16 protein-coding genes are annotated in these 15,836 nt (G+C 63.5%); 13 read left to right on the top strand and 3 right to left on the bottom strand.

Annotation, left to right across the window (positions count from 1 at the left end; genetic code table 11):
* Positions 1 to 3: 3 nt before the first annotated feature.
* The 6 genes from amrB to arsC all read left to right on the top strand — a co-directional run bounded on the left by amrB (position 4) and on the right by arsC (position 4,188).
* Positions 4 to 807: an AmmeMemoRadiSam system protein B gene (amrB, locus tag K420_RS0112360; protein WP_027458337.1), complete on the top strand. Its 804-nt coding sequence runs from the start codon at positions 4 to 6 to the stop codon at positions 805 to 807.
* On the top strand, positions 800 to 1,354 hold the full coding sequence (gene amrA / locus K420_RS0112355; RefSeq protein ID WP_027458336.1) for an AmmeMemoRadiSam system protein A: 555 nt from the start codon (positions 800 to 802) through the stop codon (positions 1,352 to 1,354). Before amrB ends, amrA begins: the two co-directional genes overlap by 8 nt.
* Positions 1,351 to 2,442 (top strand): AmmeMemoRadiSam system radical SAM enzyme, encoded by a 1,092-nt coding sequence (gene amrS / locus K420_RS0112350; RefSeq protein WP_027458335.1) that lies wholly within the window; start codon positions 1,351 to 1,353, stop codon positions 2,440 to 2,442. Before amrA ends, amrS begins: the two co-directional genes overlap by 4 nt.
* Positions 2,442 to 3,035 carry a dienelactone hydrolase family protein gene (locus K420_RS0112345; RefSeq protein WP_027458334.1) on the top strand — a complete coding sequence of 198 codons (594 nt, stop codon included), beginning with the start codon at positions 2,442 to 2,444 and terminating at the stop codon, positions 3,033 to 3,035. Before amrS ends, K420_RS0112345 begins: the two co-directional genes overlap by 1 nt.
* 102 nt (positions 3,036 to 3,137) lie before the next feature.
* Complete coding sequence (locus K420_RS0112340; protein ID WP_027458333.1) at positions 3,138 to 3,830, top strand: DUF3334 family protein; 693 nt, start codon at positions 3,138 to 3,140, stop codon at positions 3,828 to 3,830.
* Positions 3,831 to 3,837: 7 nt separating this feature from the next.
* A complete protein-coding gene (gene arsC / locus K420_RS0112335) occupies positions 3,838 to 4,188 on the top strand; it encodes an arsenate reductase (glutaredoxin) (RefSeq protein WP_027458332.1) in 351 nt (116 codons plus the stop codon).
* 24 nt (positions 4,189 to 4,212) lie between these two features.
* Here arsC and senB read toward each other — a convergent pair whose 3' ends face one another.
* The gene (gene senB, locus K420_RS0112330) at positions 4,213 to 5,178 is read right to left on the bottom strand and encodes a selenoneine biosynthesis selenosugar synthase SenB (RefSeq protein ID WP_198293842.1); all 966 of its coding nucleotides are present in this window, start codon (positions 5,176 to 5,178) and stop codon (positions 4,213 to 4,215) included.
* Between the two features lie 26 nt (positions 5,179 to 5,204).
* Positions 5,205 to 6,854 (bottom strand): nucleotide sugar dehydrogenase, encoded by a 1,650-nt coding sequence (locus K420_RS0112325; protein WP_027458330.1) that lies wholly within the window; start codon positions 6,852 to 6,854, stop codon positions 5,205 to 5,207.
* Positions 6,855 to 7,057: 203 nt separating this feature from the next.
* On the opposite strand from K420_RS0112325, the gene K420_RS0112320 reads away from it, so the two are divergent.
* Positions 7,058 to 7,636 (top strand): hypothetical protein, encoded by a 579-nt coding sequence (locus K420_RS0112320; protein ID WP_027458329.1) that lies wholly within the window; start codon positions 7,058 to 7,060, stop codon positions 7,634 to 7,636.
* A gap of 193 nt (positions 7,637 to 7,829) precedes the next feature.
* On the opposite strand, the gene K420_RS0112315 is transcribed toward K420_RS0112320, so the two are convergent.
* Positions 7,830 to 8,867 (bottom strand): integron integrase, encoded by a 1,038-nt coding sequence (locus K420_RS0112315; RefSeq protein WP_027458328.1) that lies wholly within the window; start codon positions 8,865 to 8,867, stop codon positions 7,830 to 7,832.
* 129 nt (positions 8,868 to 8,996) lie between these two features.
* Here K420_RS0112315 and K420_RS0112310 point away from each other — a divergent pair, with 129 nt between their 5' ends.
* The 6 genes from K420_RS0112310 to serB all read left to right on the top strand — a co-directional run bounded on the left by K420_RS0112310 (position 8,997) and on the right by serB (position 15,822).
* On the top strand, positions 8,997 to 9,356 hold the full coding sequence (locus K420_RS0112310) for a hypothetical protein (RefSeq protein WP_027458327.1): 360 nt from the start codon (positions 8,997 to 8,999) through the stop codon (positions 9,354 to 9,356).
* 19 nt (positions 9,357 to 9,375) lie between these two features.
* Positions 9,376 to 9,861: a GNAT family N-acetyltransferase gene (locus tag K420_RS0112305; RefSeq protein ID WP_027458326.1), complete on the top strand. Its 486-nt coding sequence runs from the start codon at positions 9,376 to 9,378 to the stop codon at positions 9,859 to 9,861.
* A 276-nt stretch (positions 9,862 to 10,137) separates the two neighbouring features.
* The gene (gene mfd, locus K420_RS0112300; protein ID WP_027458325.1) at positions 10,138 to 13,590 is read left to right on the top strand and encodes a transcription-repair coupling factor; all 3,453 of its coding nucleotides are present in this window, start codon (positions 10,138 to 10,140) and stop codon (positions 13,588 to 13,590) included.
* Positions 13,587 to 14,660, top strand: a complete 1,074-nt coding sequence (locus tag K420_RS0112295; RefSeq protein ID WP_027458324.1) for a 3-deoxy-7-phosphoheptulonate synthase — start codon at positions 13,587 to 13,589, stop codon at positions 14,658 to 14,660. Before mfd ends, K420_RS0112295 begins: the two co-directional genes overlap by 4 nt.
* 13 nt (positions 14,661 to 14,673) lie before the next feature.
* Positions 14,674 to 14,973 (top strand): helix-hairpin-helix domain-containing protein, encoded by a 300-nt coding sequence (locus K420_RS0112290; protein WP_027458323.1) that lies wholly within the window; start codon positions 14,674 to 14,676, stop codon positions 14,971 to 14,973.
* A 6-nt stretch (positions 14,974 to 14,979) separates the two neighbouring features.
* Positions 14,980 to 15,822: a phosphoserine phosphatase SerB gene (gene serB / locus K420_RS0112285; RefSeq protein WP_027458322.1), complete on the top strand. Its 843-nt coding sequence runs from the start codon at positions 14,980 to 14,982 to the stop codon at positions 15,820 to 15,822.
* The last annotated feature ends 14 nt before the right edge of the window (positions 15,823 to 15,836 follow it).

Here is a 15,836-nt window from a genome sequence, read left to right as displayed (position 1 = left end):
GCCATGAATGCCATTCGTCCCCCTGCCGTCGCCGGCGCCTTCTACCCCGGCGATCCGCAAACCCTCACGGCAACCGTGGACCGCCTGCTGGCCGGAGCGGAAGCCACCTCGCCCGTTCATCCCAAGGCGCTCATCGTGCCGCACGCCGGCTACATCTATTCCGGGCCGATGGCTGCCCGCGGTTATGCCAGCCTGCTGCCGCAGGCCGGCCAGATCCGCCGGGTGATCCTGCTCGGCCCGACGCACCGGGTCGCGGTGAATGGCATCGCCCTGCCGGAAGCGACGGTTTTTGCGACGCCGCTCGGCAATATCCGGCTCGACGCCCAGGCCATCGCCCGCCTCGCCGACCTGCCGCAGATCGTCTTCAGCGACCCCGTGCATGCCTTCGAGCATTCGCTGGAGGTGCATCTGCCCTTCCTGCAACGGCTGCTTGGCGACTTCACGCTGGTACCGCTCGCCGTCGGCCATGCCACGCCGGACGAGGTGGCCGAGGTGCTCGACACGCTCTGGGGCGGCCCGGAGACACTGATCGTCGTCAGTTCCGACCTGTCGCACTTCCTGCCCTACGCCACCGCGCAGCAGGTCGACAGCAATACCTGCCGGCACATCCTGCAACTCGACACCCACATCCATCCCGAGCAGGCCTGTGGTGCTTTCCCGATCAACGGCCTGCTGCTCGCCGCCAGCCGGCGCGGCCTGCAGCCGGCCCTGCTCGGCCTGTGCAATTCCGGCGATACAGCCGGTGACCGCGACCGCGTGGTCGGCTACGCCGCCATCGCTTTCAGCGAAGGAGTGCCCGATGACTGACCTTGGCCCCATCCTGCTGGCCCTCGCCCGCAACGCCATCGCCAGCCGTCTCGGCCAGCCCGCCCGGCCGGTCGAAGCCAGCCATGCGCCGGAACTGGACGCTCCCGGCGCAACTTTCGTCACCCTAACCCAGCACGGTCAGTTGCGCGGCTGCATCGGCAGCCTGGAAGCCTGGCGCCCGCTGCGCCAGGACGTGCAGCAAAACGCCCTGGCTGCCGCCTTCGACGATCCGCGCTTCGAACCGCTGGCGGCCGACGAACTGGACCTGACGCGGGTCGAGGTTTCGCTGCTGACCCCGGCCGAGCCGATGACCTTCAGCAACGAGGCCGACGCCCTCGCCCAGCTGCGCCCGAACATCGACGGCGTGATCTTTTCGGTCGGCAGCCGGCGCTCGACTTTCCTGCCGCAAGTCTGGGAACAACTGCCCAACCCGGGACTGTTCATGGCGCACCTCAAGCAGAAGGCCGGTCTGCCAGCCGATTACTGGAGCTCCGGCGTCCAGCTCGCGCGTTACACGGTCAAAAAATGGAAGGAGGCCCAGACATGAGCCCCGTTGAAACCCTGCATCCCGGCCGCTGGTGGCATGCCCTGCCCGACGGCCGCATCCAGTGCGACCTCTGTCCGCGCGACTGCCAGTTGCACGAGGGCCAGCGCGGCGCCTGCTTCGTCCGCCAGATGGTGAATGGCGCCATGCAGCTGACGACCTACGGCCGCTCCTCCGGCTTCTGCATCGACCCGATCGAGAAGAAGCCACTCAACCATTTCTACCCGGGCAGCAGCATCCTGTCCTTCGGCACGGCTGGCTGCAACCTCGCCTGCAAGTTCTGCCAGAACTGGGACATTTCCAAATCGAAGGACATGGACCGCCTGATGGATGCCGCCAGTCCGGCGATGATCGCCCAGGCCGCCCAGCGCTACGGTGCCGAGGCGGTGGCCTACACCTACAACGACCCGGTGATCTTTGCCGAATACGCCATCGACACCGCGCTCGCCTGCCGCGAACGGGGCATCCGCAACGTCGCGGTGACCGCCGGTTACATCCACCGCGAGCCGGCCCGCGAGTTCTTCGCCGTGATGGATGCCGCCAACGTCGATCTGAAGGCCTTCACCGACGACTTCTATCACAAGCTGTGCGTCGGGCATCTGCAGCCGGTACTCGACATCCTGGCCTACATCCACCACGAAACCGATTGCTGGCTGGAGATCACCACCCTGCTGATCCCCGGTCAGAACGACAGTCCGGGCGAAATCAACGAACTGGCCAGCTGGGTGGCCAAGGAACTCGGCCCCGATGTGCCGCTGCATTTCACCGCCTTCCACCCCGACTGGAAGATGGACAACCTGCCGCCGACACCGCCGCAAACCCTGACCCAGGCCCGGCAGATCGCGCTTGACGCCGGTCTGCACTACGTCTTCACCGGCAACGTGCACGACAGCCAGGGCGGCACCACCTTCTGCCCGGGCTGCAAGGCGCCGCTGATCGTCCGCGACTGGTACGACATCCGCCGCTACGACCTGACGCCGGAAGGCCGCTGCCCGCATTGCCAGACCGCCATTGCCGGCCGCTTCGGCAAGCCCCTCGGGCGGGACGGCCATGCCTTCGGTGCCAACCGCATTCCGGTGCACCTGTCCTGATGATCCGCCACATCGCGTTGCAGACGCAGCACGGCTCGCTGCATGGCCGGCTCGGCCTGCCGGAACACCCACGCGGCCTGATCCTCATCGTCCGAGCCCACCGCCTGGATGAGGACCACCTGACGGCGGCCGAGTTCGAGGCGCGCGGCTATGCAACGCTGAGCATCGACCTGCTGACCACGCAGGAACTGCAGTTTGTCGACGCGACGCAGAATGTCCCGCGCCTGGCGCAACGCCTGCTCGACGTCCTCGACCTGATCCGCAACGACGGCGACATGCAGACCCTTCCTCTCGGGCTCTTTGCCAACGGCGATACCGCCCCGGCCGCCATCCGCTGCGCCGCGCAGCGCGACATCCAGGTCAAAGCCCTGGCCTGCCACGGCGGGTTGATCGACCGGTCCGGCGTGCAATCGCTCGAATTGATGGTGGCGCCGCTACTGATGCTGTTCGATCACGACGACGAACTGGCGCCAGCCGCTTTCCAGCGCGCCGCCCGGCATCTGGGCGGTACCCACGAGACACACCGGCTCGCTCCCCTGGACAAACCGCTGCCTGCCGTTGCCAGCTGGTTCGCCCGGCATCTCCGCGCCTGAATATCGCGGCGCCGGCGCGCTCGGCACAACAAATGATGGCAGCCTGCCCCTCGCGCCATGTTATAAATATTATTTATCCCATTACTGGCCAAAACCCGAACCATGAGCACTTCCGACACCCGTACCGTGTATGGCACCGAGGACATCCTGCGCAGCCTGTGCAATTCGGTCACCAAGGTTCTTTCCATCGCCACGCAGAGCCAGATTCACTATTCCGGCATGGTCCAGCGCATCACCAAGACCTGCCTGAAACCGGACATCGGCTGCTTCGTGCTGTTCGACGGCGGGTTTTCCGGGTTGGTCGTCATCAATTTCTCGGCCGCCGCCGCGATGGAGTTGTACGAGAGCTACATGCTGCACATGGGCATGTCCCGCGAGGGCCTGGCAACCTCCCACACCTCGGACGAGGTCGGCAACGTGATGGGCGAGCTGATGAACCAGATCGTCGGTGACTTCACCGGCAAGGTGGCGCGCGAATTGCAAACCCATATCACGCAGAACCAGCCGAAGATGCTGGCGCTCAACAAGCAGGTCATGCTCAGCGTCGACACCAATCTCGACACGCCGGAATCACGCCGCGTCACCTTCTACACCGGTCGCAACAACATCTTTTACCTTGAGCTGGCGATAGACCGCACGGAATTCATCAAGATGAACGATTTCGAGGCCAGCGAAGCGCCGGACCCGGATGAACTGCTGGCCCAGGTTCATGCCGGCAACGCCCAGGCGAAGGCGGAAGCGGTCCTGGCAGAAGCGACGGATCACGAAGACCTGCTCAAGTCGCTCGGCATGTGAGGGCGCGATGGCTATCGTCATCTACCACAACGCCCGCTGCTCGAAGAGCCGCGAAACGCTGGCCCTGCTACAGCAACGGGGAATCACGCCGAGCGTCGTCGCCTATCTTGAAACACCGCCGACGCCGGCCGAAATCCGCCGCCTCCTCGACCAACTCGGCATGACCGATGCCCGCCAACTGATGCGCCAGAAGGAGGCGGAATACGCCGAACTCGGCCTCGCCGACCCGACGATCAGCCAAGACGCGCTGATCGCCGCCATGGTCGCCCATCCGCGCCTGATCGAACGGCCCATCGTGGTCAATGGCGAACGGGCCGCCATCGGCCGCCCCCCCGAGAAGGTACTCGCCATCCTGTAATGGTCGGCGGCGCATGCTGCCGACTCACGCCAGATCGGCGACCAGCTGCCGAACGTCCTGCCTTTCCCGCGCCGGGAGAAAGCGAGGGGCGCGGGCGAGCGCCCTTGCCGTCAGGCGGGCCAGCAAGCCGTCGTCGGCCGCCTGCTCCCGCCGCAACTGCTTGAGCAGGCCGGCCACCGCGGCCACATCGCCCCACGGAAAATAGCCCGGGTAATCCTCGCCGAGCAGGCCGATATTGCCATCGACCGCCGAAGCCAGCACCGGTGTGCCGCTGGTGATGGCCTCGATCACCACATTCGCCCCACCCTCCATGCGGCTGCTATGGAGCAGGACATGGGCGCGCTGGATGGCCCGGCGTACCCTGTCGTGCGGCAACCCGCCGAGCCAGCGATAGGCCGGGCAATCCCGCCCGCACGCTATGGCCTGCTCGGCAAGCAGCGGCTCCAGCGCCTGCCCGATATGCCGGAAGCGGATGTCCGGCTGGCCGCGCAGCATACGGGCCGCGGCAAACACGGTTTCCGGCGATTTCTCGCTGCGCAGATGGCCGACGACAAGCACATTCAGGTGACGCGGCGTTTTGACCACCGGCTGGCGACCACTGGCCGACTGCAGGATGACCCGGGCCTTACCCTGCACTCCGGCCGGCAAGGCGGCAATCCCCCGTTCATGCAGCACCACCAGGGCCTGCGCGTGATCCAGGGAGGTGATGGCCAGGGGGCTGTCGTGGATGTCGCGATGCAGGTCGGTGCCGGTCAGCACGACCGCCAGGCCCCGGCTGCCCCGGGCCGCATGCCAGGCGGCAACCGCCCCGGCTGAACGACGCGCATGCAGGGCGATCATCACGTCGTCGCCGATGGCCCGGGCATCCGGCCAGGCGGTCACGATACGGACGTCGGCGACCGGCGACAGAAAACGCTGCCAGCGCTGGGCGGTGCGCCAGTTGCCGTTATTGGCATCAGCCAGCACCGGGCTGACGATGACGACCTGCACCCGGGCACCCCCCGGCCCAGGCCGAATCAACGCGGGCGACACGCCTGCTTGATACGCTGGATGTGGCCGCGACCGAGTCCCTTCACTTCGCAGCCGAGCTCGAAGTAACGGGCAATCACCGCATCGTCGAGCAGGCCGAAACAGTCGATCACCGCAATCGGCTTGCCGGCCCATTCAACTACTTGGTCGGGTGTCAGCTGGCGGTAGGCGTCATGCGGCACGGCGAGGATCAACGCGTCGACGCCTTGGAGCGCCTGCGCCAGATCGTTGTCGACTTTCAAGTTCGACAACTCATCCTGGTTGCGGAAAAAGCGCTTCCACGACAAGCCCGAGGTCGGATAGGCATCCTGCTCGGCAAATTCCCACCATTGCTCGACATACGGGTCATGCGCCCGCATCTCGGCGCCCATCTCGGTCAGCTTGCGGACGACCAGCTCCGAGCCGCTGTAGCGCGTGTCGCCCACGTCCTGCCGGTAGGAAGCCCCGGCGATCAGCACCTGCGAGGCGGCGATGTAGCGATCCATGTTGCGCAGCGCGTCGCGGGTCAATTCGGCAACATGCAGGGCCCGCGTGTCGTTGATGTCCACCGCCGTCGGCGTGATGCGGAACACCTTGTCACCATCCTCGAAGCCGAGGATGTGCTTGTACGCCCAGTAGCCGAGGCCGCCGTCCTTGGGCAGGCAATAGCCGCCGATGCCGGGGCCGGGGAAGATCATGTTGCTGTGCGTCGGCCGCATCTTGATGGCATCGACCACCTTGATCAGATCAACCCCATTGCGCTCGGCGAACAGCGACCACTCGTGCAGGTAGGCCAGGATGGTCGCCCGGTAGCTGTTCTCGACAATCTTGGCGGTTTCCGACTCGATCGGCCGGTCCATCACGGTGAGCGGGAACTGGTCGGTGTTGAGCACCTCGTGCAGGAATTTCTCGACCCGCGCCCGCGCCGCCGCGTCGCAGCCGGCACAGACGCGCCAGAAATCGCGGATGCTGGCGACGTACTCGCGGCCCGGCATGACCCGTTCGTAGGAGTGCGCGAGCAGCGGCACCGAGGTGATGCCACGATTGGCAAAAGCCTTTTTCAGGATCGGCCAGGCGACGAATTCGGTGGTACCGGGGGCGACCGTGGTTTCGATCAGCACCAGGCACTCCGGACGGATGTGCTGGCCAACCGTCTTCAGCGTCGCCTCCAGCGCCGCCATGTCGCATTCGCCGGACTTCATGTTGCCCAGCTCCTGCTTCAGGAAATCGCACTGCACGTCGATCACGACGCAATCAGCCAGATCGATGACCTGGCTGTTGTAGGTCGCGGTCAGCGTCTTCTTGTCATTGACGCAACGGCCGATCAGCACATCGACCTGCGGATCTTCCGCCTTGACCGGCGAGACGCCGCGATTGAGCAGCGGAATCTTCCAGAAGGAACGCGTCGACGGCCGCTGGCAGCCGATCACGAACTTGCTCGGCCGGCCATCCTGGTCCACGCAATCGGCCACGATGGCGGCCATCACGGCACCGACGAAGCCAACCCCCATGACCACGACCACCTCCTGCCCCTTCGCCCGGGCCGCCTCGGCCAGGACTCTGACGCGCTCATACTCGGCGGCGTAATCGGCTTGTTCCGGCAATGGGAAGGATTCGCCATCCGGCGAAATCGATACCTTGTTTTGCGATGCAGTCACGATGGATGCTCCTGAAAAATGGCATGGCCCGGGCAATGCCCACAACGGCCATTATTTCACCGGCCCGGCCTAAAAAACATCGAATTCCTCACGGCGCAAGCCGCCTGAGCCACAGGCGAAACGTGAAATATCCCCGGATGGCACGCCGATATGTCAGATAGAATCGCCGCGCATTTGCCAGACGACCTATCCCGGGGGAATACATGAACAAGATCGGCCTGCTCACGACACTCATCGCACTCGCCATCGCGCTGCCCATGGAGGCCAGCGCCAAGGGGCGCGTCCGATCGTCCCATTCCCACGCCTCGCCCGAAGCCCATCCACATGCGACGGGTGAAACACACACAGCAGAAGGCGGTTCCGGCATCATCCGCAGCGCCATCGCCCGTCCGCACCGCTCGCAAGACGGCACGGCCGGCGGCGAAAGCGGCGCACAGCCCGGCAGCACAGCAACCAGCGAAGAAGACGCCAACCTGCGCCGCATCCGCGAGGAAAAGGCAGCCGCCCGCGCCAAGCGCGATGCCGAAATCCTCGCCGCACGGAAACTGCAGCAGGAAGCAGACGCCGAAAAGCGCCGCGAACAAGCCGAACAGGCGGCGCTCAATGCCAGCGAAGCCGAGAAGCGCAAGGCAGCCGAAACCCGGGCGAAAAACCGCGAACTCGCCCAACTCGAACGCCAGCAACGCCAAGCCGCCTGGGAAGCACGCTGCCAGATCAAGCCGGTGATGACCGACGCCGAAATCGCCACCTGCAAGGAAGTCTGGACCACGGCGGCCCGCTGATTGCGGCAGGTTGTGTGCACCGGGGGCACCCCGGTGCATGGGGATCGGGTTGGCGCCAGTTCCATCGTTTGACCACCCGATTCGCTTCACGTGAGCGCTAAATACCTGGGTTTCAGCTATGGGCTGTTTGGTGGCACTTGGCCAGAAGCCGTCCGTCGAAGTTACATCCGGAAAGGCGCCGTTCGGCTACATTTCAACCAACAAGCGAACTCGCTGCCATTCGATCTACAGGGCTCATGACCCCGAGCCCGCCACGATTGAGCACATGGGTGTAAATCATCGTGGTGCTCACGTCACTGTGGCCCAGCAACTCCTGGACTGTCCGGATGTCGTAACCGCTTTCCAGCAAGTGCGTGGCGAAGGAATGGCGCAAGGTGTGTACCGACACCTGCTTGCTCACTCCCGCAAGTAATACCGCCTGCTTGATAGCACGTTGCAGGCGTTGTTCATAAAGATGATGACGGCGACGGACACCACTACGCGGGTCAATCGACAACTCGGGAGCCGGCCACACCCAGAACCACGCCCACTGCATCCCGGCGTTTGGATACTTTCGATCCAGTGCATCCGGCATGAATACCCCCGGCAAGCTGCGCTCACGATCTTGTGACCAGATCAAACGGGCATGCGCCAACTGGTCCTTGATAGGCGCAGCCAGCGAATCAGGCAACATGACTCTCCGGTCTTTGCCTCCTTTGCCGCCACGAACCACAATTTCCCGGCGCTCAAAATCAACATCCTTCACCCGCAGGCGAAGCGCCTCCATCAAACGAAGCCCCGTGCCATAAAGCAAACGTGCGAGCAGCGCCATCTGTCCTTCCAGCGCTGCAAACAGGCGAGCCACTTCGCCAACCGACAATACCGTTGGCACCCGGACACGATCCTTTGGGCGCAAAATTTCGTTCATCCACGGCAGATCGATTTCCAGAACCTCGCGATACAGAAACAACAGTGCCGACAACGCCTGCTTGTGCGTGGATGGTGCCACGCCACGCTCTGCCGCCAGCCACGACAAGAACGCAGTAACCTCGGCGGAACCCATGTCCTTCGGGTGTTTCAACTGATGAAAGCGTATGAATCCGCGTACCCAATAGACATAAGATTCCTCGGTACGTATGCTGTAATGCTTGTACCGAATACGCTCACGCACCTGATCAAGCAAGCGCACCGACTTGAGCGCTGGCCTGTCGGCAGGCTTGCAGGGTTTGACGGGATATTTAGCGCTGTACATAAACACAGTATATGCACGAAAAATCCGATGACAAGGACGATTACAGACATGCCCCGCACCGATATAGATCTCAAGCAGGAGAGAAACCCTGCAAAATTGATGTCCACTTCACGTTAGGTTTCGCACCACATGACGAAGCGCCTCTTTTCATTCTGGCTGCTTGCCATTGCGCTGGCACTGCTTCTCGCGCAAGCCTTCTTCACCGGCGAAAAAACCGATGAGATTGCGGGCAATTTGGCGTTTGCGCTATTAGTCCTTTGCTTACCATCGAGCATCTTGGCTTATCCACTCGCCTTGATTGCCATCTCATTCTTTGAGAGCCAAGGCTTGTTTCCCTATAACAGCCGGCTTGTCCTGTCCCTTTGGTGGTCCGTTTTCTTTGGCTGCGGTCTGGCTCAATGGGCTCTGGTTTTCTGGTTCATCAAACGCCGCAACCCTAACCATGCGGTCAAGCGGGACGCGCCGCAAGCGGCGCGCCCCTTACCTTAAACGTTAGGTTGCTTTAAGCATGTCGCTGACTCATCGCCCTGTCGCCGAGGAAGACATTCAACTCATTTGCGGCTTTCCGCAAAGCGAAGACGAGCTGTTCTTCTTGTTCCCAAAGGCAATATTCCCGCTGGCTGCATCGCAGTTGCAGGAGGCAATCGCGCAGCGTTCAGATTCGACGGTCGTAGAGCTTGGTGGTGAAGTAGTCGCCTTCGCCAACTTCTATCGCTGGGAATCTGGTGGGTGTTGCTCCATTGGAAACGTCATCGTTTCCCCGGCAGCCCGTGGGCGCGGTGTGGCCCAATATCTCATCGAAAGTATGGTCTGCCTTGCTTTCTCAAAGCATCAGGCAACCGAGGTAACTGTGTCGTGTTTCAATCAAAACGTTGCAGGCCTACTGCTATATCCGAAGCTTGGGTTTCAGCCTTATGGCATCGAGGAACGGCAAGACAAGAGAGGAAATCGAGTTGCGCTTATTCATATGCGTTTGCCACGAAACGCAACCTAACATGGCGCTCAACCTCGCTCCCTTCGGTCGCTGGACGCTGCGCGATAAGGCCGCGCAGCGCCGGTTAGCTCTACGTTGAGCATCAGTTTTTCATAGCTGTCACGGGCGGCTTCGGGTCGATTTCAGACGATTCACCCGACACAATTCAGCGCCCAACCAACATTCCATTTCGTAATTCCGCTCATTTGCCTCCCCGGTAATCACCCATCCGTGCAGGCGCAGAGCACCCTGGCGAAGCGGCTATAATCCAAGGCCCGTCACGCTTTTCGCTTCGCAGTGTCCGTCTCTCCCTCCCTGCTTTCTCTCCCCGCCCTGCCCAAGGCTGGTTCGCGCATCGATCTGCCTTCCCTGGCGGGTTCCTCGGATGCCCTGGCGCTGGCTGAAATTGCCAGCCGCCATCCCGGCAAGTTGCTCGCCGTCATCACAGCCAATGCCAACGATGCCCAGCGCCTGCTCGACGAAATCCCCTGGTTCGGCCCGCAGCTGCGCGTCCGCCTGCTGCCGGATTGGGAAACGCTGCCCTACGACAGCTTCTCGCCGCACCAGGACCTGGTTTCCGAGCGTTTGGCCACGCTGTGGGCGGCCATGCAGGGCGAGCTGGACATCCTGCTGGTGCCGGCCTCGACTGCCGTCTATCGGCTGGCCCCGCCGGAGTTCATGGCGGCCTACACCTTCGCCTTCAAGAAGGGCGAGCGCATCGACGCCGAGAAATTCCGCAGCCAGGTCACGCTGGCCGGCTACGCCAATGTCACGCAGGTGGTGTCGCCCGGCGAATACTCGATTCGCGGCGGCCTGATCGACCTCTTCCCGATGGGTTCGGCCGTGCCTTACCGGCTCGATCTGTTCGACGACGAGATCGAGAGCATCAAGACCTTCGACGTCGACACCCAGCGCACCATCTACCCGGTGCCGGAAGTGCGCCTGCTGCCGGCGCGCGAATTCCCGATGGACGACAAGGGCCGCACGCGCTTCCGCCAGAAGTTCCGCGAGGCCTTCGAGGGCGACCCGGCCAAGTCGGGCGTTTACAAGGATGTGTCGCAGGGCATCGCCAGCGCCGGCATCGAGTATTACATTCCGCTCTTCTTCGAGGAAACGGCCACCGTTTTCGACTACCTGCCGAAGGATGCCGTCTTCGCCACCCATGGCGACGCACCGGGGGCGATTGCCGCCTTCTGGAAGGAAACACGCTCGCGCTACGAGCTACTGCAAGGCGACAAGGCGCGTCCGCTGCTGCCGCCGGACGAACTCTTCCTCTCCGACGAAGCCTTCTTCACCGCCGCCAAGGGCTACGGCCGGCTGGTGCTGGAAAACAAAACTGACGCCGCAACCACCGCCCTGCCCGACATCGCCGTCGACCGCCGGGCCGAAGACCCGCTTCACAAGCTGAAGAACCACTTGGCGGGCTTCAAGGGCCGCGTGCTGCTGCTGGCCGAATCGGCCGGCCGGCGCGAAACCCTGGCCGCCATGCTGGGCGAACACGGCATCAAAACTGAGGCCAGCGCCGATTTCGCCGGCTTTGTCGCCGGCGGTGCGCCACTGGCGCTGGGCGTGGCCCCGCTGCACGCCGGTTTTGCGCTGCCCGCGAGTGGACAACAATTCGCCTTCATTACCGAAACCGAGCTGTACGCTGGCGCACCGCGCCGCACCCGGCGCGAAGCCGCGCGCAAGGCCAGTTTCGACAACTGGCTGAAGGACCTCACCGAACTCAAGGTCGGCGACCCGGTGGTGCATGAGAGCCACGGCATCGGCCGCTACCAGGGCCTGGTGCGCATGGATCTTGGCACCGGCGAGCAGGAATTCCTCGAATTGCATTACGCCAACGAGGCCAAGCTTTTCGTGCCGGTGGCGCAGCTGCACGTGATTTCGCGCTATTCCGGCGCCGAGCCGGATGCGGCGCCGCTGCACACGCTCGGCTCCGGCCAGTGGGAAAAGGCCAAGCGCAAGGCGGCCGAGCAGGCACGGGATACCGCCGCCGAACTGCTGGCGCTCTACGCCGCCCGCGCCGCCCGCCAGGGCCACGCCTTCGAGTTTGGCGAGAATGACTACGAAGCCTTCGCCGACGGCTTTGGCTTCGAGGAGACCGCCGATCAGGCGCAGGCCATCGCCGCCGTGATCGAAGACATGAAGTCGGGCAAGCCGATGGACCGCCTGGTCTGCGGCGATGTCGGCTTTGGCAAGACCGAGGTGGCGCTGCGCGCCGCTTTCTGTGCCGTCGCGGGCGGCAAGCAGGTGGCCGTGCTGTGCCCGACCACGCTGCTCTGCGAGCAGCATTACCAGACCTTCGTCGACCGCTTTGCCGATTGGCCGGTGAAAGTGGCGGAAATCTCCCGCTTCAAGACCGCCAAGGAATCGGCGCAGGCCTTGAAGGAGCTCTCCGAAGGCAAGATCGACATCATCATCGGCACGCACAAGCTGATCGGCAAGGACGTGAAGTTCGACCGCCTGGGCCTCGTCATCATCGACGAGGAACACCGCTTTGGCGTGCGCCAGAAGGAAACGCTGAAGGCCATGCGCGCCGAGGTGGATGTGCTGACGCTGACCGCGACGCCGATCCCGCGCACGCTGGCCATGTCGATGGAAGGCCTGCGCGACTTCTCGGTGATCGCCACCGCGCCGCAGAAGCGCCTGGCGATCAAGACCTTCGTCTCGAAATTCTCCGACGGCATCATCCGAGAAGCCGTGCTGCGCGAACTGAAGCGCGGCGGACAGGTGTATTTCCTGCACAACGAGGTCGACACCATCGAGAACATGCGGGAAAAGCTCGAAAAGCTGGTGCCCGAGGCGCGCATCGTCATCGGCCACGGCCAGATGAACGAACGCGAGCTGGAGCGCGTGATGCGCGACTTCACCAGCCAGCGCGCCAACCTGCTGCTGTGCACGACCATCATCGAGACCGGCATCGACAACCCGCACGCCAACACCATCCTGATCAATCGCTCGGAGAAGTTCGGCTTGGCCCAGTTGCACCAGTTGCGTGGCCGCGTCGGCCGTTCGCACCACCAGGCCTACGCCTACCTGCTGGTGCAGGATGAAAAGGCGATGACCAAGCAGGCCAAGCAACGCCTGGAGGCGATCCAGATGTCCGAGGAACTCGGCGCGGGCTTCTTCCTCGCCATGCACGACCTGGAAATCCGTGGTGCCGGCGAGGTGCTGGGCGACAGCCAGTCCGGCGAGATGCAGGAGGTCGGCTTCAATGTCTTCGCCGACATGCTGAACCGTGCCGTCGCCCACCTGAAACAGGGCAAGAACCTGGACAACATCGACCTGACGCAGCCGCTCGGCGTCAGCAGCGAGATCAACCTGCGCACGCCGGCCCTGCTGCCCGACGCCTACTGCCCGGACGTGCATGAGCGCCTGACGCTGTACAAGCGCCTGGCCAACTGCGAAACGGCGGAAGAGATCGACGCCATGCAGGAAGAGTTGATCGACCGCTTCGGCGAACTGCCGCTGCAGGGCCAGTCGCTGATCGCCACCCACCGCCTGCGCCTGATGGTCAAGCCGCTGCTGATCCAGAAGCTGGATGCCTCGGCCGACCAGGTCACCATCCAGTTCAGCCCGGAATTCTCGAAAAATCCGCCCATCGACCCGATCAGGATTATTCATTTGATCCAGAATAACCGGGCCTATAAATTAGCCGGACAGGATAAAATTTCCCTTTCACGCCACTGCCCAGCCTTGAACGACAAGGTTGCCGCAGTGAAGGACATGATTCGCGAGCTGACCAAATGACGACCCCCAACCTCGAAAACATCAACGTCTCCGCCTTCGATTCGATGCCGACGCCGGCCGAGATCCACGCCAAACTGCCGATTTCCGACAAGGCAGCCAGAACGGTCAGCCACGGACGCAACCTGCTGCGCAAGATTCTCGATCGCAAGGATCACCGCCTGTTCGTCGTCGTCGGCCCCTGCTCCATCCACGATCCGGTCGCTGGCCTCGATTACGCCCATCGTCTGAAGAAGCTGGCCGATGAAGTCGGCGACACGCTGCAGATCATCATGCGCGTCTATTTTGAAAAGCCGCGCACCACCGTCGGCTGGAAGGGCTACATCAACGACCCGTTCATGGACGACTCCTTCCAGGTCAACGTCGGCATGGAGAAGGCGCGCGAATTCCTGCTCCAGGTTAACGAAATCGGTCTGCCGGCCGGCACCGAGGCGCTCGACCCCTACGGCCCGCAGTACTACGGCGACCTCATCGCCTGGACGGCCATCGGCGCCCGCACCACCGAATCGCAGACCCACCGCGAGATGTCGTCCGGCCTGTCCACGCCGGTCGGCTTCAAGAACGCGACCAGCGGCGACCTGACCGTGGCCACCAACGCCATCCTCTCCGCCTCGCGCCCGCACTCCTTCCTCGGCCTGAACAACGAAGGGCGCGTCGCCATCGTACGGACGACCGGCAACCCGCACGGCCACATCGTGCTGCGTGGCGGTGAATCCGGCCCGAACTACGACACCGTCTCGATCGCCATGGCTGAAGCCGCCATCGCCAAGGCCAAGCTGCCGGCCAACATCGTCGTCGACTGCTCGCACGCCAATAGTTCCAAGAAACCGGAACTGCAGCCGCTGGTCATGGCCGACGTCGTTAACCAGATCCGCGCCGGCAACAAGTCGATCCTTGGCGTGATGATCGAATCCAATATCGAAGCTGGCAACCAGCCGATTCCGGCTGATCTGAAGCAGCTGAAATACGGCTGTTCGGTCACCGACGGCTGCATCGGCTGGGAAACCACCGAAAAAACCATCCGCGACGCCGCCGTGCTGCTCCGCGACGTCCTGCCGGAACGGCTGAGCTAACCCCTCCAGCCCGATGAACCCAGCCAAGGTGGTGCGCGACAGGATCAGGACGCTGACTGACCTGCCGAATGTCGGGCCCGCCGTGGCCGCCGACCTGCACCGCCTGGGCATCGACTCGCCGGAACAGTTGAAAGGGCGGGATGCCTTCGCGCTCTACGACCAGCTCTGTTCGATCACCGGGTACCGCCAGGACCCTTGTGTGATCGACGTTTTCCTCTCAATCACCCGCTTCATGGAAGGCGACGAGGCGCGGCCGTGGTGGCATTACACGGCACAACGCAAAGCCATCCGGCAGCGGGATGAACCACGCTGAACCACCATGAACCTCATCATCCAGGGCGGCGCCCTGCCCACTTTCCTGCTCGAACGCATCGTTACGGCTACCGGCGCCAGCGCCGTTGAGCCCCGTCCGCCGCAGGTGGTCTGCCTGAAAGAGGCGATGCGGACCCCCGAATTCGATGCCTTGATCCCGCTCATCGAAGCCGAGAAGCTCGACTGGGCCTTCGCCCAGCCCGGCAAGAAGCTTTCCGATTTCGGCCTGATCTGCTTCGACATGGATTCGACGCTGATCACCATCGAATGCATCGACGAACTGGCCGACTTCGCCGGCAAGAAGGCCGAGGTATCGGAAGTCACCGAAGCCGCCATGCGCGGCGAAATCGACTACCGGGAGAGCCTGCGCCGCCGCCTGGCCCTCCTCGCCGGGCTGGATGCCCGCGTCCTCGCCCGCGTCTATGGCGAACGCCTGCTCCTCTCGCACGGCGCCCGCGAACTACTCGAAGCCTGCCAGAACGCCGGCCTGCGCACCGCCATCCTGTCCGGCGGCTTCACGTACTTTACCGAGCGCCTGCGCATCGAACTGGGTTTCGACTTCGCCACCTCGAACGAGCTCGAAATCTCCGGCGGCAAGCTGACCGGCAAGGTCGTCGGCGACATCGTCGACGCGTCGGCCAAAGCCCACCATATTGCCCGCCTGACCGACGAACTCGGCTTGAGGAAGGAACAGGTCATCGCCTGCGGCGACGGCGCCAACGACCTGATGATGATGGCCCAGGCCGGCCTGTCGGTGGCCTTCCACGCCAAACCGGCAACCCGCGCCAAGGCCGATGTCGCCATCAACTTCGGCGGCCTCGACTCGCTGCTCAATCTATTCGAGTCGTAGCCGCGCGGGCAGCG

It is taken from the genome of Dechloromonas agitata is5 (assembly GCF_000519045.1).
Taxonomy (GTDB): domain Bacteria; phylum Pseudomonadota; class Gammaproteobacteria; order Burkholderiales; family Rhodocyclaceae; genus Azonexus; species Azonexus agitatus.
The sequence above is the reverse complement of the archived record's forward strand: the minus strand, read 5'-3'. Positions and strand labels throughout refer to the sequence as shown.